This is a genomic window from Streptomyces flavidovirens DSM 40150, assembly GCF_000429085.1.
Lineage (GTDB): Bacteria > Actinomycetota > Actinomycetes > Streptomycetales > Streptomycetaceae > Streptomyces > Streptomyces flavidovirens.
On sequence record NZ_AUBE01000017.1, the window covers coordinates 1 to 20,339 of the forward strand.

A 20,339-nucleotide genomic window follows, 5' to 3' on the forward strand; every position below is an offset into this window, starting at 1 on the left:
AGATCGGACCGGAATATGGTCCGCTGTTCTCAGCGTCCTCGCTGTGTTCGCCCGGGCCGTCACACGTGACGACCCAGGACTTTTCAAAGGAACCACCAACCCATCAAAGATGGGTCGGGGTATCAACATATCTGGCGTTGACTTTTGGCACGCTGTTGAGTTCTCAAGGAACGGACGCTTCCTTTGTACTCACCCACAGAACATCGTCTGGGGCTTTCCTCCGGGCTTTCGTTCGGTATTTCGTGTTTCCGACTCTATCAGACTCTTTCGTGTCCGACTTCCTCGGCGCTTTCCAGTTCTTCGCTTTCGCGTTTCCCTTTCCGGCGATTCCGACTCTATCAGTCCTTTTCCGTTTCCCTGACCAACGTTCTGCGGGCACGCTGAACATCGGATCCGAGATAAGGTCTGGACTTGACGGAAGCTGCCGACCCACGACCCACGATGGAGTGCGTGGTGGTCTCAGGCAGGACTACGAGAGTACATCGCTCCCGGAGACGAGGCAAACCGTTGCCGGTGCACCCCTAGGTCCGCCAAGCAGCAGCTCTCGTGCGGAACCGGGACTTCTAGTGACTTACCCTTCTCAAACAGTACGCCGTCCTGGACAGGTAGTGGCGGCGGCACACGAACTCTCCACCCCTGGGAGGCCCTATGACCAGCGTGACGTCCCCTCTTGCTGGACGCGCCATCGGACTCGCCGCAGTCCCCGACCCGGTGTTCTCCGGTGCGATGGTCGGTCCCGGCACCGCGATCGACCCCGTACGTGAGCCGTCGGAGGCTGTCGCCCCTGTTGCCGGTGTCATCGTCTCCCTGCACCCGCACGCTTTCGTCGTCGTCGACGCCGACGGGCACGGAGTCCTGACGCACCTGGGCATCGACACGGTGCAGCTCAACGGTGAAGGCTTCGAGCTGCTCGTGAACAAGGGGGACACCGTGGCGCGCGGCCAGGCCGTCGTGCGGTGGAACCCGGCAGCCGTCGAAGAGGCCGGCAAGTCGGCCGTGTGCCCGATCGTTGCTCTCGAGGCCACGGCCGACTCCCTTGCCGACCTCGTCGAGGACGGCGACGTGAAGTCCGGCGACGCGCTCTTCAGCTGGCAGTGACGTCGGCGCCGTAATGGCGGCCCGCGGGTACGACATCCATCGCGGGGGGACTGGACAGGGTCCCGCCGCAACTATCGGAGACGGTGAAATGGAGACAACGCTGCGAGGCGTCGGCGTGAGCCACGGTGTGGCGATCGGCGAGGTCCGGCACATGGGCACGGCGGTTCTGGAGCCGCCGGCCAAGCAGATTCCCGCGGAGGAGGCGGAGCGCGAACAGGGGCGCGCCCGCCAGGCCGTGGAAGCTGTTGCGGCCGACCTGATTGCGCGTGGCAACCTGGCCGGCGGCGAGGCACAGCACGTGCTTGAGGCGCAGGCCATGATGGCGCAGGACCCCGAGCTCATGGCTGATGTCGATCGCCGCATCGCTGTGGGAAGCACGGCCGAGCGTGGGGTGTACGACGCCTTTGCCGCCTACCGGGCTCTGCTGGCGAATGCCGGCGAGTACCTGGCGGGTCGTGTCGCGGACCTGGACGACGTGCGGAATCGTATCGTCGCCCGTCTGCTGGGCGTGCCGATGCCCGGTGTGCCGGACAGCGACGAGCCATACGTGCTGATCGCGCGGGACCTCGCTCCCGCCGACACGGCGCTGCTCGACCCCACGCTGGTTCTGGGCTTCGTGACCGAGGAGGGCGGGCCCACCAGCCACAGCGCGATTCTGGCGCGGGCTCTGGGTGTGCCCGCTGTGGTGGCTCTGCCGGGTGCCGGTGAGCTGGCCGAGGGCACGGTCGTCGCGGTCGACGGCAGCACGGGCGAGATCTTCGTCGAGCCCACCGCCGAGAAGCGGGCCGAGCTCGAGGCCGCTGCCGCTGAGCGCAGGGCTGCGCTCTCGGCTTCGACGGGTCCCGGTGCGACGTCCGACGGTCACAAGGTCCCGCTGCTCGCCAACATCGGCGGTCCCGCCGATGTACCGGCCGCGGTCGAGGCCGGCGCTGAAGGTGTCGGTCTGTTCCGTACGGAGTTCCTCTTCCTCGACGACAGCAAGCAGGCGCCTTCGGAGGAGAAGCAGGTTGAGGCGTACCGCACGGTTCTTGAGGCTTTCCCCGAGGGCCGCGTGGTCGTGCGGGTGCTGGACGCCGGCGCGGACAAGCCGCTCGACTTCCTGACTCCGGCCGAGGAGCCGAACCCGGCGCTCGGTGTGCGGGGGCTGCGGTCGCTGCTCGAGCACCCCGACGTGCTGCGGACGCAGCTGACCGCCTTGGCGAAGGCAGCCAAGGGGCTGCCGGTGTACCTCGAGGTCATGGCGCCGATGGTCGCGGACCGTACGGACGCCAAGGCGTTCGCGGACGCGTGCCGTGCGGCCGGGCTGCAGGCGAAGTTCGGCGCGATGGTCGAGATCCCGTCCGCCGCGCTGCGGGCGCGCTCGATTCTGCAGGAGGTCGAGTTCCTCTCGCTGGGGACGAACGACCTGGCCCAGTACACGTTCGCCGCCGACCGGCAGGTCGGTGCGGTGTCGCGGCTCCAGGACCCGTGGCAGCCCGCGCTGCTCGACCTGGTGGCGGCGTCGGCCGACGCCGCCAAGGCCGAGGGCAAGAGCTGTGGCGTGTGTGGTGAGGCTGCGGCCGATCCGCTGCTCGCCTGCGTAATGACGGGTCTGGGTGTCACCTCCCTGTCGATGGGCGCGAAGGCTATTCCTTATGTCCGGGCGACGCTGGCGAAGCACACGCTCGCCCAGTGCGAGCGGGCTGCCGCGGCGGCGCGTGCCACGGACACCGCCGACGAGGCGCGGGCGGCCGCGCAGGCGGTGCTGTCCGGCGAGTGACCGGCGGACGCCGGATCGACCGAGGGGCTCTTGGCCAGGTGGCCGGGAGCCCCTCGGGCGTTCAGTGATGGGTGTCGGGCTCCTCGATCTCGAAGCCCGGGCAGTATTCGACGCCGGGCTCCGGGGATACCGGTTCGCCGGTGTCCGCGTCCGTGCAGTAGGCGCTGAAGACCTCACCGGCGGAGAGTGCGATCAGGCGGCCCCGGTGGAGTCGCCAGCCGTGGAGGCGGTCCGGGGCTCCGGGCTCGGTGGTCCTCAGTACCACTCCCCCGGTGCTTTCCACGGCGATACCGGCTGCGAGGACGGTCACGAACTCTGCGCCTTCGGCCTCGGTCAGGTGCACCGGCTCGCCGGCGGTGCGTTCCGCGTGGAGCACGGCGAGGAGTTGTTCCTCCTCGACGGGGACGCTGCAGACGAGGTGGTGGCTGCCGGGGCCGGCTTGTTCGAGCAGGCGTGTGACGAGGCGCGACGCCCGGTCGAGGGACTCACGGCCGATGTCCTCGCCGCATTCGGCGCAGTTGCCCAGCCGGGCCAGGAGCAGGGTGGCGTACTCCCAGGTGGCCCGGCGGACCGCTTCGTTGATCAGCAGGGGCACGAGGCTGTCCATGGGCTGGCCGGTATAGGGGAGGGAGGCGCCGCAGGTCGCGACTTCGGCGGTGAAGCGGGTCCGGCTCTCCGCCGTGTCGGGGTCGATGCCTGTGGCCCGGCAGAACTCCAGGAAGTCTTCCGGGTCGAAGAGCGCGACGGTGGTGTGCAAGCCCTGGGCCGCCAGGGCTCGTAGCAGCCCGTCGACCTGCTGGAGGTACGCGGTGTGGTCGTCGAAGGCGAAGGTGCCGTAGCCCGTCATGAGGGCGAAGTCCTGCTCGTCGGCCAGCAGGCCTACGGTGCTGGGTGCTTCGCGGCGAAGCGTGCGGCGCATCGCCTTGCTCTTGTGATGCTTCGTGGACTTGGTGCGCGCCATGATTCCCCCTGAGCGCAGTCGATCATTGCTCACTCACCGTAACCGACTGCACTGACAACGCACTCTCCGTGAGGCAGGGGGGGCCGCTCGTCAGCGGCGGGAGCGGGCCAGGGCCTCGTAGAAGCGCAGGAGTTCGAGGTTGTCGACCGAGCCCGGATTGACCGCCTTGGTGAGTGGGGTGCCCTGGAGAAGGCGCTTGACGGGTACCTCGATGCGCTTGCCGGTGAGGGTGTGCGGGACGCCGGGGACCTCGATGATCTCGTCGGGAACGTGGCGCGGGGAGAGTTCGGTGCGGATGGCCTGCTTGACGCGGTCGCGCAGGGCGTCATCGAGCGTGGCGCCCTCCGCGAGGTGGACGAAGAGCGGCATCCAGTAACCCCCGTCGGGCTCTTCGAGGCCGATGACGAGGGACTCCCTGATTTCCGGAAGACGCTCGACCACCTCGTAGATGTCCGCCGAGCCCATGCGGACGCCCTGGCGGTTGAGGGTGGAGTCGGAGCGGCCGTGGATGACCACGGAGCCGTGGTCCGTGATGGTGATCCAGTCGCCGTGCCGCCATACGCCGGGATACGTGTCGAAGTAGCTGTCGTGGTAGCGGCTGCCGTCGGGGTCGTTCCAGAAGTGGACCGGCATGGACGGCATGGGGTTGGTGACGACCAGTTCGCCGACTTCGTTGGTGAGCGGCTTGCCCTGGGGGTCCCAGGCCTGGAGGTCGGTGCCCAGGCAGGCGGCCTGGAGCTCTCCGATGTGGACGGGCAGGGTCGGGACCGCGCCGGCGAAGCAGCTGCAGACGTCCGTGCCTCCGGAGACCGATGCGATCCAGAGGTCGGACGCGACCTCGTCGTGGAGCCAGCGGAAGCCGTCGGGCGGGAGCGGCGAGCCGGTGGTGGCTACGCATCTGACGCGGGACAGGTCGTAGTCGCGCGCGGGGTGGACCCCGGCCTTGGCGCAGGCCATGACGTACGCGGCCGAGGTGCCGAAGAGGGTCGCCCCGGTGAGTTCGGCGACGCGCCACTGGGCGCCGGTGCCCGGATAGCCGGGGCTGCCGTCGTACAGGACGACCGTGGTGCCCGTGAGGAGGCCGGAGATGAGGAAGTTCCACATCATCCAGCCGGTGGAGGTGTACCAGAAGAAGCGGTCGTCGGGGCCGAGGTCGCAGTGCAGGCCGATTTGCTTGAAGTGCTCCAGGAGGATGCCGCCCTGGGACTGCACGATGGCCTTCGGGAGGCCGGTCGTACCGGAGGAGTACAGGACCCAGAGGGGATGCTCGAAGGGGACTTGCTCGAAGACCGGTTCGGTGTCGGCCGAGGTGAGGGCTGACCAGTTCAGGGCGCCTTCGGGTGCGTCGGTGCCGAGGAGTGGGATGTGGACCACGGCGCGCAGGGTGGGCAGCTCGCGGCGGAGTTCGGCGACGGTGTCCGTACGGTCGTGTTCCTTGCCGCCGTAGCGGTAGCCGTCGACGGCGAAGAGGACGACGGGCTCGACCTGCTGGAAGCGGTCGAGGACGCTGCGGGCGCCGAAGTCGGGGGCGCAGGAGGTCCAGACTCCGCCGACGGCGGCGGTGGCGAGGAGGGCGATGGTGGCCTGGGGGATGTTGGGGAGGTAACCGCTGACGCGGTCTCCGGGGCGTACGCCGAGGGCGCGCAGTTCGGCGGCGAGTGAGCCCACCTGGCGGCGCAGCTCGGACCAGCTCACCGATGTGGGCGCGTGGGTCTCGTCGACGTACAGCAGGGCCGGGTCGTCCGCGCGGGACGGGTCCTCGGCCGTTCGCAGGGCGTGCTCCGCGTAATTGAGGGTGGCTCCCGGGAACCACTGGGCGCCCGGCATGGAACGGTCGGCGAGGACCGTTTCGTACGGGGTGGAGAAGCGCACGTCGAACCAGTCGGCGACGGCCTTCCAGAAGGTGTCGAGCTCGTCGACGGACCAGCGGTGCAGCGCCGCGTATCCGCCGTCGGCGGGTGCTCCGTACCGCTCGGCCGCCCAGCTCTGGAAGCGGGTGACAGCGGCGGCGGCGATACGGTCCGCGTCCGGCTGCCAGAGGGGCGCGGTGTTCGCTGCTGAGGACATGGGGCGGCTCCCAGGGCTGTACGCGTGGTGTGCGTGTGTCGCGCGCACGTGCGGAAGGGTGTGCGCACGAGGCGGCTGACAGGGACGATGCCACGTGATCGTCTCGCGCACCAGGGCGGGCTCCCCACAGTCGGGGATCAGGTCATGTGCGCGCACCACGGGTGAACGGCAGTTGAACGCGCCCTGTGCGTGTCCGGCCGGGTGGCAGGGTGAGCCGCATGGACGGTCATGACCTGGTGCGCTCGGTGAAACTGGTCGGCACGGTGCGGGGGCTGCGCTTCGCGGGCTCGGCGTGGCGGCATCGTCGTACGGATGCCCGGGGGTTGCGGCAGCGGGGACCTGAGCGGGCCCGGGTGCCCGGTGCGGTGACGGGCGCGGAGCCGCAGCCGGGTGGCGGGGTGCTGCGTTTCGCCCGCTCCGAGCTGCGGGTGATGGTCGCGGTGGGAGGGGCGGTGTTCTGGGGCTGGGACGGCGCGGAGCCGGAGCCCTCGTACGCGCTCGCGGGTGCGTGCCCGGAGCCCGACCCCAGGGCGGAGCTGGAGCCCGACAAGGACGGCGGCTGGCAGGTGGTGTCGCAGCGGCTGACGGTCGCCGTCTCGCGGCACGGTGCCGTCGAGGTCCGTACACCGGGCGGCATGGTGCTCCGCCGGGACCTGCCGCCGCGCTGGTGGGAGCCGGTCGGGGGAGGGACCGGGCGGTGGCTGCAGCGCGGCGAGGTGCCGGCGGACGCGCGGTTCTTCGGTCTCGGCGGGCGGTCTTCGGGGTTCCGGCTGCGGGACGGCACGTACGCCCTGTGGAACTCGGGTCCGGGCGCGCGGCTCGATCCGGGCGGGCGGCTCGATGCGGGCGGGCGGCTCGAGGCGGGCGGCGGGCCGCTGTTCACTGCCATGCCGGTGCAACTGGTCGTTTCCGACGCCGGCACACATCTCGTCTTCCACGACACGACCTGGGAAGGGCGGGTGACGCTGCGGGAGGGCGAGGAGGGGGCCGGATCGGGCCACGACCGGCCGGGCACGAGTGAGCTGCGCATGGACGGCGGGCCGCTGCGTTGCTGGGTGGTGGCGGGGACGCCGGCGCGCGTGCTGCGGGGCTGGTCCGCGCTCACTGGTGCGCCCGTGCTCCCTCCGTCGTGGGCGCTGGGTCGGCAGCACGCGTGGCGGGGGTCCGGCGGCGAACGGGAGGTGCGGCGGATCGTCGCCGGTTTTGGCGAGCGGGGGATGCCCCTGTCCGCGCTGCACCTGGATATGGACATGGGCCGGGCCGACGGGCAACAGGGCGCCGTCGCCGGGCCTGAGCGGTTTTCCCGGATTGCCCGGCTCGCCGCGGATCTCGGTGAGTCGGGGGTGCGGCTGGTCCCGGTCGTCCGTCCCGCTGTCAGAGCCGAGCCGGGGAGCGGGTTGTACGACAGCGGAAGGGCCGCGGGGGCGTTCGTACGGGACGCACACGGGAACGAGGTACGCGGAGCTTTTCGGTCCGGGAAGCACGTGTTTCCGGATTTCACCGATCCACGTGCTCGTGCCTGGTGGGCGTCGCTGCACGAAGAGCGCCTCGCTCAGGGTTTCTCCGGTGTCTGGCACGAAATGAGCGAACCGGCGGCCCTCTCCCCCTTCGGTGATCCGTCGTTGCCGCGCTCCGCACGGCACGATCTGGAGGGGCGCGGTGGCGATCACCGGGAGGCTCGCAATGTCTACGGCCTGGGGATGGCGCGTGCCGGTTACGAGGCACTGCGGAACCGGGATTCCGGGGAACGGCCGTTTCTCTTCTCGGATTCCGGCTGGGCCGGCATACAGAGGTACGCCGGCACCTGTTCCGGGGATGTGCCGACGGGCTGGCCGGGGCTGCGTGCCTCGCTCTCCCTGGTGCTCGGTCTCGGGTTGTGCGGAGTGCCGTACTCGGGAACCGATGTCGGAGGGCTGAGCGGCACACCTTCACCCGAGCTGTATCTGCGCTGGTTTCAACTGGGCGCCCATCTGCCACTGTTCCGTACGCGTGCGGCTGTTCCCTCGTGCTCCGGTGAGCCGTGGGAGTTCGGTCCGCGGGTGCTCGAACACGCGAAGGCCGCGCTCGCGGAACGGGAGCGGCTGCGGCCGTATTTCGTGACGCTGTCCCATCTGGCCCGCCTCACCGGTGCGCCTTATGTACGTCCCGTGTGGTGGGGTGCGCCTGAGGACCGGGCGTTGCGGGACTGTGAGGATGCCTTCCTGCTCGGGGACGCTCTGTTGGTCGCTCCCGTACTGGAGCGCGGCGCGGACCGCAGAGCGGTGCGCTTGCCGCACGGCCGGTGGTACGACACGGCTACCGGCAAGGCCTACGAAGGCCAGGGCCAGGTGCTGCTGGAGGCGCCACTGTCGCGCATCCCTGTGCTGGCTCGGGCCGGTTCCGTGATTCCCGTGCGCGGTGACGACGGCGGGTTGACGCTGGAGGCGTGGGCGCCGGCTGCCGGGCGTACCGGAGGAGGGCTGGTCGTGCGGGGCGCGGGAGACGGTGGGGAGCGGGCGGAGGTCGAGCGGTTCACGACGCGGGTGAACGGTGGGCGGGTGCTGGTGGAGCGGGAGGGTGGCGGGGACGTGGGGCTCCCGGTGCGGGTGCGGGGCTGCTGAGGTGGGTGCGGTCCGCTGGGGCGGGTGCGGTCGGCTGGGGCGGGACCGGGGAATGGTTACGTCGTGTGGCTGTAGCTTCCCGCGAACCATCGGCGTACCGCTTCGGTGTGCAGCGGAAAGGCCAGCTCGGCGGGTGCGCGCAGGACGTGCCGGCCTGTCGTTTCCGTAGTGGGGGCGGAAGGCGGCAGGTCGGTGGCGGCGCGTTCGGGGAGCAGCCCGAAGAGGAGCAGGTGGCCGGCGGGGGAGCTCAGCGCGTCGGCGAGGCGCACCTGTCCCGCCGGCGCCTGGATGCCCGTCTCCTCGCGCAGTTCGCGTACGACCGCTTGCCGCCAGTCCTCGCCGTGGTCGATGAAGCCGCCGGGCAGCGCGGTCCCGCCGAGCTGAGGTTCGATGGCACGGGTGAAGACGACGAGTCCGCCACCCTGGTCGTCGCGTACGGGCAGCAGGGCGACAGCGACGGGCAAGGGGTTGCGGTAGGCCGTGTCGCCGCAGACGGTACAGACGCGGGGCCAGTCACCGGCCGGCCGGTACGGCGCTCCGCAACTGGGGCAGTGGGAGTCCCGGACGGGCTTCTTCGAAGGTGCGGCCACGCGCGGACTGTATCCGATGCCCCTTCCCCAGGGGCGGTTGACCTGATAGACGGAGGCCCATGACACGACTTGCCTCCGTACTGCGCGCCCTGGCCACCGCCGCGGTCGCCCTGCTCGCCGTCACAGCCGCCTCCTCCGCGGCGCAGGCGAAGCCCGAGCCGAAGGCCCCCGGGGAGTTCGTGTCCCTGCGGTCCGTGGACTCGACGATCACTCAGGAGATGCGCTACACGACGGCGCACAATTTCGTGGGTGTGCCCGTGGACGGCTATCGGCAGCCGGTCTGCATCCTGACCAAGCCCGCGGCGAACGCCCTGCACAAGGCGCAGACGAAGCTGTTGCGGCGCGGCTATTCGCTCAAGGTGTACGACTGCTACCGGCCGCAGCGGGCCGTCGACCACTTCGTGCGGTGGGCCAAGGACCTCGACGACGAGGCGATGAAGGCGGAGTTCTATCCGCATGTCGACAAGACGCGGCTGTTCGCGGACGGTTACATCGCGGAGAAGTCAGGGCACAGCCGTGGCAGCACGGTTGACCTGACGATCGTGAAGCTTTCCGCGAAGGCGACCAGGCCGTACGTCCCCGGCGAACAGCTCGTACCGTGCTACGCGCCCAAAGCTGAGCGTTTTCCTGACAATTCAGTCGACATGGGGACCGGGTATGACTGCTTCGACACGCTGTCCCATACGGACGACCCCCGTATCCAGGGCACCCAGCGCGCCAACCGGCAACTGCTGAAGGGACTGCTCAGTGAGGTCGGTTTCGTGAATCTCGCCGAGGAGTGGTGGCACTTCACGTACAAGCCCGAGCCCTTCCCGGACACGTACTTCGACTTCCCCGTCGCCCGCAGGTCGGTCGCCGGGCACTGACCTCAACGCTCAGGTGGACGCCTTCTGGCGCCGGTCCGCGGAGCGGGCCAGTGCGTGCTCGACCACCGCGATGAGCACCTCCTTGACCGTCTCGCGGTCCCGCGCGTCGCACAGCAGCAGGGGCACGCCCTCGTCGAGGTCGAGTGCCGCGCGTACCGTTGGGGCCGGATACCGGTCGGCGCCTTCGAAGCAGTTGACGGCCACGGCGAAAGGGATGCCCCGGCGCTCAAAGTAGTCGATGCCGGCGAAGCAGTCCTCCAGGCGGCGGGTGTCGGCGAGTACGACCGCGCCGAGGGCTCCCTGTGCCAGCTCGTCCCACAGAAACCAGAACCGGTCCTGGCCGGGCGTACCGAAGAGGTAGAGCACCAGGTCCTCGCGGAGCGTGATCCGCCCGAAGTCCATGGCCACGGTGGTGGTGTTTTTGCTTTCGACGCCTGCGATGTCGTCGACGGGGCGGCCCGCCTCGGTGAGCGCCTCCTCGGTGCGCAGCGGCCGGATCTCGCTGACCGCGCCCACCAGGGTGGTCTTGCCCACCCCGAAACCACCCGCGACGAGGATTTTGAGCGTCACCGGTTCGACCGGTCGCTTGTTACGGCTAGAGCGCCCGAAGACCATTGATTACCTCGCGAAGGATGCTTTCGTCCGGCAGCTCGGCCGGAGGTACGGGTCGGGTCACGTGTACCAGCTCGTCCTCGACGAGGTCGCCGACGAGCACTCTGACCACCCCTACGGGGAGGTCGAGGCCCGCCGCGAGTTCGGCGATCGACTGCGGCGTCTCGCTGCACAGTTCGACGATTTCGACGTGCTCGGGAGCGAGCGTCTGGTCACGTCCGGGATCGTCGGCCGCGGGTTCGGGGACGACCAGCGCGATCAGGTCGAGCCGGTGCCGGCTCGCACTGCTCGTACGGCCACGCGTCATCGCGTACGGGCGTACTACGGGGCCCGCTTCGTCGTCGAACCAGTGCGGCGATCCCTGCTGGCCTGCGGCGCTCATCTCAGCCCACTCACCCTCCGGCGGGCAGACCGGAGCGTGGTGCGGTCGTCAGGTGGACGCCGACCCGCTTGACCATCAACGTCATCTCGTACGCCACCTGTCCGACATCGGAGTCGGAGTCCGACAGCACGGCGAGACAGCTGCCGTCGCCCGCCGCGGTGACGAACAGGAAGGCGTCGTCCAGTTCCACGACGGTCTGCCGGACCCGGCCCGCGTCGAAGTGGCGGCCGACGCCCTTGGCAAGGCTGTGGAAGCCGGAGGCGACGGCGGCGAGGTGTTCGCCGTCCTCGCGCGTCAGGTCCTTGGACGTGCCGGTGGGGAGCCCGTCGCTGGAGAGCACCAGGGCATTGCGGATGCTGCCGACGCGGTCGACCAGCTCGTCGAGGAGCCAGTTGAGCTCTCCGGAGCCCCGGACTGTGGTGTCGTGTGCTGTGGCGTTCGGTGCGGTCATCGACCGTCCCTCTCTGGTGTGGTTCCTGGTGCTGTCCCGCCGGTGCCCGGCTCGTCCTCGGCGTTCTGCCGGCGGCCGCGCTGCCAGCCGCGCTGGAGCGAAGCCATACGGCTGCGTACTTCCTGCGCCTCACGCTCGGCGTCCTGCTCGGTGGCCGGTACGTCGTCGGCGGGTTCGGTGCGACCGGTGGTGGCCACGCGCAACTGCGGGGCGAGACTGGCCTGGCGGACACGGCGGGGCAGTCCGCCCGGCGGGAGGCCCTGAGCCTCGTCCGCGGGGGCGGGTCGCCGTGCGGGTGTTGCGTGGGGTGCGGGTGTTGCGTGGGGTGCGGTGCGTGCTGATTCGGATGGTGCTGTGCGCGCGTTGGGTGCGTGCCCCCGACCGGTCACGCGGCGGCCGTTGTCGGCTACCAAAGTCGGAGCGTTGCGGCGGGGCAGCGGGACAGGGGCACCGGGACGTACGTTCTCGTCGCTCCCGGCTACGTGGTCGGACGCCTGCTGGTGCTGTTCAGCGGCGGCTTCACGGGCACGGTCGGCGCGGGAGCGGGCCCGGGAACGGTCGCGGGCCCGGAACAGTCCGCCGCGTTCGCTCTCGGTGTCCTCGATGTCCGCGATATCGGCGCCGCCGCCGAGCGGGCCCGCGAGGCCCAGTGCGCCCAGGGGCGGTTCGAGTTCGACGGGGCCGTCCAGCACGGCCTGGGCGGCGAGTTCGGCGGGCAGGCGCGAAACCGTCGTCAGGGACTTGCGGCGTCCGCTCTGTCCCGCCTCCCCGGTGCCTCGTTCGCCGGCCGCGTACTTGCGGTCGAGCCGGAAGCCGGTGCCGTTCGTCTCGGGTGCGTCCGTGAGCAGGGCGGCGGGGATGAACACGACGGCGGTGGTTCCGCCGTACGGCGACTGCTGGAGCGAGACCCGGACGTTCTGGCGCTGGGCCAGCCGGCTGACCACGAACAGACCGAGCCGGTCGGTGTCCGACAGCTCGAACTCGGGGGTCTCGGCGAGCCGGAGATTGGCGTCGAGGAGGGCTTCGGGTGTCATGCCGAGGCCACGGTCGTGGATTTCGAGGGTGAAGCCGTTGGCGACGCGCTCCCCGTGCACCTGGACGGCGGTGTGCGGGGGCGAGAACACCGTGGCGTTCTCCAGGAGTTCGGCGATCAGGTGGGTGACGTCGGCGACGGCCGGGCCCGCGACGCCGACGCGGGCCAGGCGGCGTACCTCGATGCGCTCGTAGTCCTCGACCTCGGCGACGGCCGCCCGTACAACGTCCATGAGCTGGACGGGCTTGCGCCACTGCCGGGACGGAGCCGCGCCCGAGAGGATCACCAGGCCCTCGGCGTGGCGTCGCATTCGGGTGGTCAGGTGGTCGAGCCGGAACAGGTCGGCGAGCTCCTCGGTGTCCTCGGTGCGGCGTTCCATGGTGTCGAGGAGTGTGAGCTGGCGGTGGAGCAGGACCTGGTTGCGGCGGGCCAGGTTGACGAAAACCTCGGAGACGCCGCGGCGCATGTCGGCCTGCTTGACGGCCGATTCGACGGCGGCGCGCTGCAGGGTGTTCAGGGCCTGGCCGACCTGGCCGATCTCGTTCTTGTCGTACTCCAGCCGGGGGGCCTCGGTCTCCACGTCGACCTCCTCGCCCGCGGCGAGCCGGCGCATGACGCTGGGCAGCCGGACGCCGGAGATCTCGTGGGCCTCCTTGCGCAGGCGGGAGAGGTCGCGGATGAGGCTGCGGCCGATCCGTACGGAGAGGACCAGCGAGACGATCAGGGCGAGGAAGCCGAGTACACCGGCGGCGCCCGCCTTGATGAGGACGCCGAAGGCGACGGGCTCGACGTTGTCCTGGTAGCGCTCCCCCGCTTCCTTGCCCTCGTGGGCGAGGTGGTCGAGGACGCCGGTCGCGGCGTCGTTCCAGCTCCTGGCGGTGACGGCGCGCGGATCTCGGGTGGCGCCCGCGGTGATGAGGCGTTCCTCGGCGGTACGCAGTGGCTCGGTGGCCGGGCTGTCCCAGTAGTCCGCGAACGCGTGGCGCTCGGTGGCGGGGAGGACTTCGAGGTTGACGTCGTACAGCAACTCGCGGTTGGCGGCCAGTGCCGAGATCTCACGGAGCTCGGGCGCCTTGAACTGCCCGGCGACGAGGCCGGACGCGATGAGTGCGTCTTCGCGGGAGAGCATCTCGCGGGCGCGGGTGAGGCCGACCAGCGCGCGCCCCTGCTTGTCCATCTCCACGTCTTCGAGGGCGTGGAGGGTGGTGAGGAACGAGTAGCAGGGGTCGATGAGCCGGTTGTAGCGGTCGAGTGCCTGACGTCGGGTGACGGTGCTGTTCTCGACGGAGGCGCGCAGCGTCTGGATGTCTTCGAAGGCTTCCAGGAGTGAGGCCAGGCGCTTAGCGGCCGAAGGGCGCAGGTCGTCGCGTACTGCGGAGTCCTGTGCGCGAGCCTTGATCTTCGCGACGGACTCGTCGGTGGCCGCGCGCTCGCGGCTGAGGGTGGCGAGGGCGTCGGAGGCGCGGGGGTCCGCCAGGTAGATCAGTGTCTGCCGGCGCTCGCGCTGGATGACCTCGACCGTGTCCTGGATCGGATGGCCGACCTGCTCGACGATGTGGGCGACATCCAGGAGCTGGTTGGCCTCCCGGCCGGTGAGCACGGTGGCGAAGCCCCACAGCGAGGTGAGGGACACGAGCGGCACCAACAGCAACGCCACGATCTTCCTGCGGATGGACTTTCCGCGAAAGCGCATGGCCTCCCCCAGCTCGGCCCCCGCCGGACGGGGGTGGTGTTCCGTCAACAAACGGCGTGAGCCTACTACTGTCACTCGCGCAACTCGAAGGCACGTCCGGACGATTTTCAGCCGTACCGAGGTGCGTGGATCACCAGTTGTCATGGAATTCCGGGAGTTGACGGGCGCCGTTGTGGCAAAGGACACCTGCGCGTACGCCCGTCGGCCAATCGGGGCAGATGGCTTGAATTCTCCCTTTCGCGGGAATCTTCGGAGCCGCCCATTCGTCCAGTTGTACGGGGAGCGGACCGGATGAGGCCGTAGGCGTCACATCCGGCTCGCGGGGCACAGCGTAAAAGGGCGGAAGGCGGGCAGCCACTCCTGAAGGGCAGATGTCCGCGCCCGAGTTGAGGGGCACGCAGGCGGCGGTGGGGAGTGAAGGTTCGATGGACACGGAAGAGCGCGGTACTGCGTCGCCCGCGGCGCCCGTAGCGTTCGAGGTTGCCGGCGATTCGCGGGATCGGGCGACGGCCGGCGCGCAGCGGCAGTTGTGGGTCGAGGAGCCGGCGGTACGGCCGCGGTTGCCCGATCCGGTCCGTACAGCCGCCGTCCGCGCCGTCATCCTCACGTCGCTGACGATGATCCAGGCGATAGTGGCCTACCTCTGCACGCTCGCGGGGTCGTGGCTGGCGTTCCCGATGGTGCTGAGCAGCGTGGGCAGCACGGTGGTCGCGACCTGGGGGGTGCTGGACGTATGGGTGACCCGCCAGGTGTGGAACCAGCGCCATGGCGTGGTGTCCGTCCCGAGCAGTACGGCGCGCCAACTGCGCCGCGAGCGGCGGATGGCACGCCGGGCGGCCCGCAGGTCCGCCCGGACACGGCAACGGGAGGAGCGGACCCGGCGGGGCACGGGCCGGCTCTCCCAGGCCTGAGGCCGCCCGCCGCCCGGCAGGGTGGTCGCCGCTACTCGGCAGGCGCCGGCGTGCGTTTGAACATCCGCGTCGCCGTGATCTCGCCGTGTACGGTCTCGCCGTCCGGGTCCTGTTGCGGCAGGCCCGGCCGCAAGTGCTCCTCCACGCTGATGTACTTGAGGCCCGCCCGGAGGTCGGCGTCGTTGCGCAGCCGGATGACCAGCGGGAACTCGGCGAGTGCGGTCGTGTCGAACAGTCCGGTCGTATAGAGGAGCTGCACGCCGAGGGCGTCGGACACCGCACGCTGGAGCTCCAGCAGGTACGTGGCGTTGGCGCGGCCGATGGGGTTGTCGAGGAACAGCGTGCCCGCGTGCCGGTGCTTGTCGCGGCCCCGGTCGTTGCTGCGCAGCGCGGCCATCGTGCAGTACAGCGCGATCGCGGCCGTGAGCAGCTGGCCGCCCGAGAAGACGTCACCCATCTGCCCGACCGGCACGCGCTCGGCGCGCAGTACGGCGTCCGGCTTGAGGATCTCGACCGAGATGCCCTTCGGCTGCAGCGCGGCCTGAACGCCCCTCAGCAGCAGGGACATTCCGTCTCTGCGCAGGTCGGAGTTCTTCTTGACAGCGGCGCTGGTCGCCTCGTCGATGACCTCGCCGAGCCGCTCGACGAGCGTCGCCTGGTCCGGCTCCTCGAAACGGATCCGCAGGAACTCCTGTCCGGACCACTCCCCGAGGCCTTCCGGCAGCCGGGAGAGGCGCTGGGCGGAGCGGAGCGTCGCCAGGGCCGACTCCACGAGACCCCGGAGCCGGTCGACGATGCTGTCGCGGTTGCGTTCGAGCTGCGCCAGCTCGTCGGTGAGTACGCGCAGCCGGGGCTCGAACGCCGCCGCCCACGCCGCCGCGTGCTCGGGCAGTGCGGCGGCCGGCAGCTCGCGGATCTGCTGGCGGGCGGGGGTGCGTACCTGCTCGTACCGCGTGGAGTTGGCATGCCGTACGAGTACGTCGCTCGCCTCGCGCACCGACGCCTCGGCGGCGGACAGCTCGGCCGCGCACCCGCGCAGCAGGCGGCGGGACTCGGCGGCGGACTGCCGGGCTTCCTCCAGGCTGCCGGGGTACGGGCCGGGCTCCTCCGTACCCTCGTCGTCCTGGTGGTGGTCCCTGAGCAGGTCGCGCAGGAGCGCCGCCGTCTCGTCGAAGCCGCCCGCCGCGTCCTCCGCAGCGCGGTGTGCCCGCAGCAGCTCGGCGTGGGCGGCGCGGGCCGAGTCCAGCGCGTCGGTGCGGGAGGCGAGTTCGCAGGTGGCGGTGCGCAGGAGCGTCTGCGCGTGCTCCGCGTCGGCGGGCACGAGGTCGTCGGGCAGCTCCGTGTGCGCCGTACCGTCCTCGGGGGCGAGGCGCTCGGCCTCACCGCGCAGCCTGCCGAGCTGCTCGCTCGCGGCGGACGCCCGCGACTCCAGCATCTGTACGAGCGATTCGGCGCGGGCGACGGCGGCCTGGCGGGACGGACCGTCGGCGCCGTCCGTGCCCTCCAGCAGCAGGGCGGCCCTGGTGCGGACCTTGTTGCTGAGCCGGTTGAGCTCGGTCAGGGCGGCGCTCTCGTCGCTCTCCGCCCTGGCCTGTTCGGCGCGCAGGTCGGCGCCGACACCGACCTTCTCGTACAGCTGGGACGCGGCGCGGTACGCCTCGCGCAGCGCGGGCAGCGCGACACGCGGTGCGTCCTCGTCCGGCTCCGGCAGTGTCTCGGGCGCGCCGGCGATCTCGGCCCGCTCGGCGCGCAGGGTGCGCGCGGTCCTGTGTGCGTCGTCGGCGGTGCGCTGAGCGGCTCGGCGGTCCTCGTCGGCCGCCTTGGCACGCTCCAGGCACACCGCGGCCCTGGCCTCCAGCTCTGCGGCCTCTTCGGTCAGTTCACGTACCTTGACCAGCCAGCCTGCGCGTTCTCTCAGGCGGTGGGCGAGGCCTGCGAGGGCGTCGGCGACGCGGCGGGCACGCTGGGCGGCGTCCTGCCGCTCGTCCCTGATGCGGGCGGCGTCGGCCGCCGCCTCGTCGGCCTCGGCGCGGACCGTACGGGCCTCGGCGAGCACGGCTTCGGCCGCTTCGGCCGCTTCACCTGCCGTCCTGGCTGCCTGCGCCAGCTCCGCGAGCATGCCGGGCGGGCAGTCGGCGCGCCAGGAACCGAGGCGGGCGGCGAGCGTACGGTCACCGGTCAGCCGGGCGGCGAGCCTGCGGATCTCCTCGTCACGGGCGGTCGCCCTGGCACGCAGCGCGTGACGCTCCTCGTCGGCCGCGTGTTCGTCGTGCATCGCCGGGTTCGGCGGTACGAGGAAGACATCGGCGCGGTCGGACGGGGCGTCACCCGGCGCCGGTACGGGCGCCAGGAGCGCGGCGGCGGTGCCGACGGCGACGGCCGAGCGGGGCAGCAGCGCGGCGCCGGCGAGGGCTTCCCGGGCCCTGACATGCGCGTCGGGGTCGGTGATGACGACGCCGTCGACCAACTCGGGGCGGGCCGCGAGCACGGCGGCGTGGTCGGCGGGGGCGACGGCCTGCGCGAGGTAGCGCCAGCCGGGGAGGGCGGGGATGCCGTGCTCACCGAGGAACTCGACGGTGGCCAGGACGTCGGGGCCGGGGGGCAGCAGCCCTCCGTCGCCGAGCGCGCCGAGGATGCGCGCGTCGTCGGCGGCGGCGGTACGCAGCTCGAAGAGCTGCCGCTCGGCGGAGGTGACGGCCTGGTCGAGGAGGACGAGGAGGTCCTCCGCGTTTCGGTCCAGCTCCTCGACGGTGAGCGGTCCTTCGGCGGTACGCCGGGGCGTGGGGAGGGGGTGCGCGGACGCGGTGGAACGCCCGAAGGCATCCGTGCCGGTGGCGGCGCCTGCCGGGCCGGCGGGGTCCGGGTGCTCGGCGGCACGGTGGCCGGGGTTGCTTGCGCCGGGGTTGCTTGTGCCGGGGTTGCTTGCGCCGGTGACGGTGCCTGCGTCGGTACCGGTGCGCGTGTCCGTGCCGGAACGCACTTCCGTGCCGACGGCTGGTTCCTTGCCGGGGCGCTGTTCCGTGCCGGGGCGCTGTTCGGTGCCGGGGCGTGACTCCGTACCGGGGCGTGACTCCGTACCGGTGCCGGTGGACGGGTCGTCCGTCGCGTTGCTCTGCTCGGGGGTGCCTGGGTGGGCGGTGTCCGTGCGGTTACTCGTACGCGCGTCTGCCGCGCCGCCATGGCCGGTGCCGCTGCTCGGGCGGGTGACGGTCGCGCCGCCGGATCCGCTCGTCGGCCGGTCGTCCGCCAGGCGGTCGGCCCCGTCCTCCGTCCGGGCCGCATCCGTGTCCTCCGCCGGGTTCCCGACGGTGACGTGCACGCCCTGGCGCGCGGGACGGCCTTCCGCGCCGACGGCTCGCGCGGCGGACGCGCTGTCCGTCGCGGCCGTGCCCCGGCGCGGCTGCGGTACGGACGCGGTCGTGACCGGTGCCGACGGCAGACTGAGCAGTTCCGACAGGCGGTCCTCCGCCGCCAGCGATTCCGCGGCCCGGCGCTCGGCTTCGTACGCGTGCTCGGCGCCCTGCGCGGCGTCCGCCGCGCGGGCCGCCGCCAGTTCGGCGCGGGCCTCCGCGCCCGCGGCCTCCTTCGCCCGGTCGGCCGTCGCACGGGCGGCTTCGCGCGCCGTCTCCCAGGCCGCGACCGCCGTCTTCTCCGCGTCGGTCGCCGCCAGCGCCGCCCGTGCCGGGTCGGCGTCCGGAGCTGTGTCGTCGAGCCAGCCGGCGCGTACCGCCTCCGCCGTCTCCTGTTCGACCTCGGACAGGCGCTGACGCAGGTGCCCGGCCTCACTGCGGGCGCGCTGTGCCTGGGTCGCGGCCGTGGTGGCGTCGCGGTGCGCCGCCTCGCCCACCTCCTGGAGAGCGGCCGAGCGCTCTTCCTCCTCGGCGGCCACCCGCTCGCCGTCCTCGGCCGCCGCGTGCAGCGCCCGTACGAGCTCACCTGCGGCCGTGGCGCGGGCCGCCAGCGCCGGGGCGGCGTCCCGCTCGGCCTCGCGGATGGCGACGGCCACGCGCGCGGCGCGGTCGGCGGCGGCGCGGTGGCGCAGTACGGCCTCGGCGGCCTGCCAGGCGGCGTGCAGCGTACGGGCGTCGGCGAGCTCGCGGCGCTGGGCGCCTGCCGCCTTCTCGGCGGCGGCGAGGGCCAGCGAGGCGTGCCGGTAGGCGAGTTCGCCGGCGATCAGGGAGCTGCGGCCGCGTGCCTGTTCGGCCTCGGCGACGGCCTGCGCGGTGGCGGTGACCTGCTGGGCGAGCTCGGCGGTGCGGCCGCGCTCCTCGCCGGCGCGGGCGGAGAGCCTGCGGGCGAGCGTACGGGTCCTGCGCTCGGCGCCGGCGTGGACGTCGCGGGCGCGCACGCGCGTCTCGGCGGCGTCGACGATGCGGCCGAGCAGGTCGACGGAGCCTGCCGTGAAGTCGCGCTCGGCGGTGAGCTCGGCGCGGCGGCCCAGCTTGTTGCCGAAGCCGTGGACGAGGTCGGCGAGGCCGTCGGTGTCCCTGGTGTCGGTGACGGCGCGCAGCAGCAGGTCCGTGAAGTCGGAGTCCTTCTTGACCGCGAAGAGGCCTGCCGCCTCGCCCTCGTCGGCGTTCATCTCCCGCTGGTAGCGGAAGAGCTCGGGGTCGAGTCCGAGGTCGCCGAGGTGCTCGTTCCAGCGGTCGTGGATCTCTTCCCAGTGGACGTCGAGGTGCGGGTAGGCCTTGCCCGCGTCGGTGATCGCGTCGCGGAAGCCCTTCATGGTGCGACGACGGCCCTGCGCTCCGGAGACGCCCTCGCCGTACGGGCGGACGGCGGTGGACTCGGCGACAGGCAGCGAGTCGAGGCTGAGGCCGGGGCCGGGGCGGAAGGAGTACCAGGCCTCGGCGAACTTCCGCGGGTCGTTGGACACCTGCCGCCCGCGCCACTCGCTCACCTTGCCTACGACCACACACTCGCCGGTGAGCGTGTGCTGCCATTCGAGCGCGACGTGGCCGCAGTCGTCGGCGAGCAGGAACTTGCGCAGTACGCCGGAGCTCGCGCCGCCGAGCGTGTTGCGGTGGCCGGGCAGCATCACCGAGAAGATCAGCTTGAGCAGGACGGACTTGCCGCCGCCGTTCTCCAGGAAGAGCACGCCGGCGGGCGCGGGCCTGCGCGGCGGGCCGACCGGCTCCTCCTGGAAGAACTCCGCCTGTGTGGGGGCGGGGTGGGGCACGGGCTCGCCGACTCCGCGCAGGTCAAGCACGGTGTCGGCGTAGCGCGCACCGGCGGGCCCGATGGAGTAGAGGCGGACCCGGGACAACTCGTACATGGCGGCGGACTCTCGTCGTAAGTCGTGAAGCGGCAGGTGTG

Annotated in this window: 13 protein-coding genes; 5 read left to right on the plus strand and 8 right to left on the minus strand. The window is 71.5% G+C overall.

Translation table 11 applies throughout. The annotated features are described in order from the left end of the window. Positions 1-648: 648 nt before the first annotated feature. Together G412_RS0122155 and ptsP are read left to right on the plus strand one after the other, a co-directional pair. Positions 649-1,098 carry a PTS sugar transporter subunit IIA gene (locus G412_RS0122155; protein ID WP_028813994.1) on the plus strand — a complete coding sequence of 150 codons (450 nt, stop codon included), beginning with the start codon at positions 649-651 and terminating at the stop codon, positions 1,096-1,098. Between the two features lie 88 nt (positions 1,099-1,186). Beyond that, positions 1,187-2,857: a phosphoenolpyruvate--protein phosphotransferase gene (ptsP, locus tag G412_RS0122160; protein WP_028813995.1), complete on the plus strand. Its 1,671-nt coding sequence runs from the start codon at positions 1,187-1,189 to the stop codon at positions 2,855-2,857. Between the two features lie 61 nt (positions 2,858-2,918). On the opposite strand, the gene G412_RS0122165 is transcribed toward ptsP, so the two are convergent. Then, positions 2,919-3,818, minus strand: coding sequence for a hypothetical protein (locus G412_RS0122165; protein ID WP_028813996.1), 900 nt, complete (start codon positions 3,816-3,818; stop codon positions 2,919-2,921). 90 nt (positions 3,819-3,908) lie between these two features. After that, entirely contained in the window at positions 3,909-5,885 is a 1,977-nt protein-coding gene (locus tag G412_RS0122170) for an acetoacetate--CoA ligase (protein ID WP_028813997.1), read from the minus strand. Between the two features lie 218 nt (positions 5,886-6,103). Here G412_RS0122170 and G412_RS0122175 point away from each other — a divergent pair, with 218 nt between their 5' ends. After that, positions 6,104-8,485 carry a glycoside hydrolase family 31 protein gene (locus tag G412_RS0122175; RefSeq protein WP_028813998.1) on the plus strand — a complete coding sequence of 794 codons (2,382 nt, stop codon included), beginning with the start codon at positions 6,104-6,106 and terminating at the stop codon, positions 8,483-8,485. 56 nt (positions 8,486-8,541) lie between these two features. On the opposite strand, the gene G412_RS35560 is transcribed toward G412_RS0122175, so the two are convergent. Continuing rightward, entirely contained in the window at positions 8,542-9,075 is a 534-nt protein-coding gene (locus G412_RS35560; RefSeq protein ID WP_244283183.1) for an NUDIX domain-containing protein, read from the minus strand. Positions 9,076-9,134: 59 nt separating this feature from the next. On the opposite strand from G412_RS35560, the gene G412_RS0122185 reads away from it, so the two are divergent. After that, a complete protein-coding gene (locus tag G412_RS0122185) occupies positions 9,135-9,941 on the plus strand; it encodes a M15 family metallopeptidase (RefSeq protein WP_028813999.1) in 807 nt (268 codons plus the stop codon). A gap of 9 nt (positions 9,942-9,950) precedes the next feature. Here the strand turns inward: G412_RS0122185 and G412_RS0122190 are convergent, their stop codons facing one another. Genes G412_RS0122190 through G412_RS0122205 form a run of 4 tightly spaced genes read right to left on the minus strand, consistent with a single transcriptional unit; the run spans position 9,951 to position 14,112 of the window. Continuing rightward, on the minus strand, positions 9,951-10,556 hold the full coding sequence (locus G412_RS0122190) for a GTP-binding protein (protein ID WP_028814000.1): 606 nt from the start codon (positions 10,554-10,556) through the stop codon (positions 9,951-9,953). Further along, positions 10,537-10,935, minus strand: coding sequence for a DUF742 domain-containing protein (locus tag G412_RS0122195; protein ID WP_028814001.1), 399 nt, complete (start codon positions 10,933-10,935; stop codon positions 10,537-10,539). The genes G412_RS0122190 and G412_RS0122195 overlap by 20 nt, the downstream gene beginning before the upstream one ends. Positions 10,936-10,945: 10 nt before the next feature. Next, positions 10,946-11,386, minus strand: coding sequence for a roadblock/LC7 domain-containing protein (locus G412_RS0122200; RefSeq protein ID WP_028814002.1), 441 nt, complete (start codon positions 11,384-11,386; stop codon positions 10,946-10,948). Next, on the minus strand, positions 11,383-14,112 hold the full coding sequence (locus tag G412_RS0122205; RefSeq protein ID WP_028814003.1) for a nitrate- and nitrite sensing domain-containing protein: 2,730 nt from the start codon (positions 14,110-14,112) through the stop codon (positions 11,383-11,385). Before G412_RS0122205 ends, G412_RS0122200 begins: the two co-directional genes overlap by 4 nt. Before the next feature lie 425 nt (positions 14,113-14,537). Here G412_RS0122205 and G412_RS0122210 point away from each other — a divergent pair, with 425 nt between their 5' ends. Continuing rightward, positions 14,538-15,023, plus strand: coding sequence for a hypothetical protein (locus tag G412_RS0122210; RefSeq protein WP_028814004.1), 486 nt, complete (start codon positions 14,538-14,540; stop codon positions 15,021-15,023). A gap of 31 nt (positions 15,024-15,054) precedes the next feature. Here the strand turns inward: G412_RS0122210 and G412_RS0122215 are convergent, their stop codons facing one another. After that, positions 15,055-20,298, minus strand: a complete 5,244-nt coding sequence (locus G412_RS0122215; protein ID WP_028814005.1) for a hypothetical protein — start codon at positions 20,296-20,298, stop codon at positions 15,055-15,057. Positions 20,299-20,339: the final 41 nt, after the last annotated feature.

Excerpts from the sequence above, each read along its gene's own strand:
- G412_RS0122215 (WP_028814005.1), bottom strand. The coding sequence starts at position 20,298 with ATGTACGAGTTGTCCCGGGTCCGCCTCTACTCCATCGGGCCCGCCGGT.
- G412_RS0122170 (WP_028813997.1), bottom strand. The coding sequence starts at position 5,885 with ATGTCCTCAGCAGCGAACACCGCGCCCCTCTGGCAGCCGGACGCGGAC.
- G412_RS0122210 (WP_028814004.1), top strand. The coding sequence starts at position 14,538 with ATGGACACGGAAGAGCGCGGTACTGCGTCGCCCGCGGCGCCCGTAGCG.
- ptsP (WP_028813995.1), top strand. The coding sequence starts at position 1,187 with ATGGAGACAACGCTGCGAGGCGTCGGCGTGAGCCACGGTGTGGCGATC.
- G412_RS0122175 (WP_028813998.1), top strand. The coding sequence starts at position 6,104 with ATGGACGGTCATGACCTGGTGCGCTCGGTGAAACTGGTCGGCACGGTG.
- G412_RS0122185 (WP_028813999.1), top strand. The coding sequence starts at position 9,135 with ATGACACGACTTGCCTCCGTACTGCGCGCCCTGGCCACCGCCGCGGTC.
- G412_RS0122195 (WP_028814001.1), bottom strand. The coding sequence starts at position 10,935 with ATGAGCGCCGCAGGCCAGCAGGGATCGCCGCACTGGTTCGACGACGAA.
- G412_RS0122190 (WP_028814000.1), bottom strand. The coding sequence starts at position 10,556 with ATGGTCTTCGGGCGCTCTAGCCGTAACAAGCGACCGGTCGAACCGGTG.
- G412_RS0122200 (WP_028814002.1), bottom strand. The coding sequence starts at position 11,386 with ATGACCGCACCGAACGCCACAGCACACGACACCACAGTCCGGGGCTCC.
- G412_RS0122165 (WP_028813996.1), bottom strand. The coding sequence starts at position 3,818 with ATGGCGCGCACCAAGTCCACGAAGCATCACAAGAGCAAGGCGATGCGC.
- G412_RS0122155 (WP_028813994.1), top strand. The coding sequence starts at position 649 with ATGACCAGCGTGACGTCCCCTCTTGCTGGACGCGCCATCGGACTCGCC.
- G412_RS0122205 (WP_028814003.1), bottom strand. The coding sequence starts at position 14,112 with ATGCGCTTTCGCGGAAAGTCCATCCGCAGGAAGATCGTGGCGTTGCTG.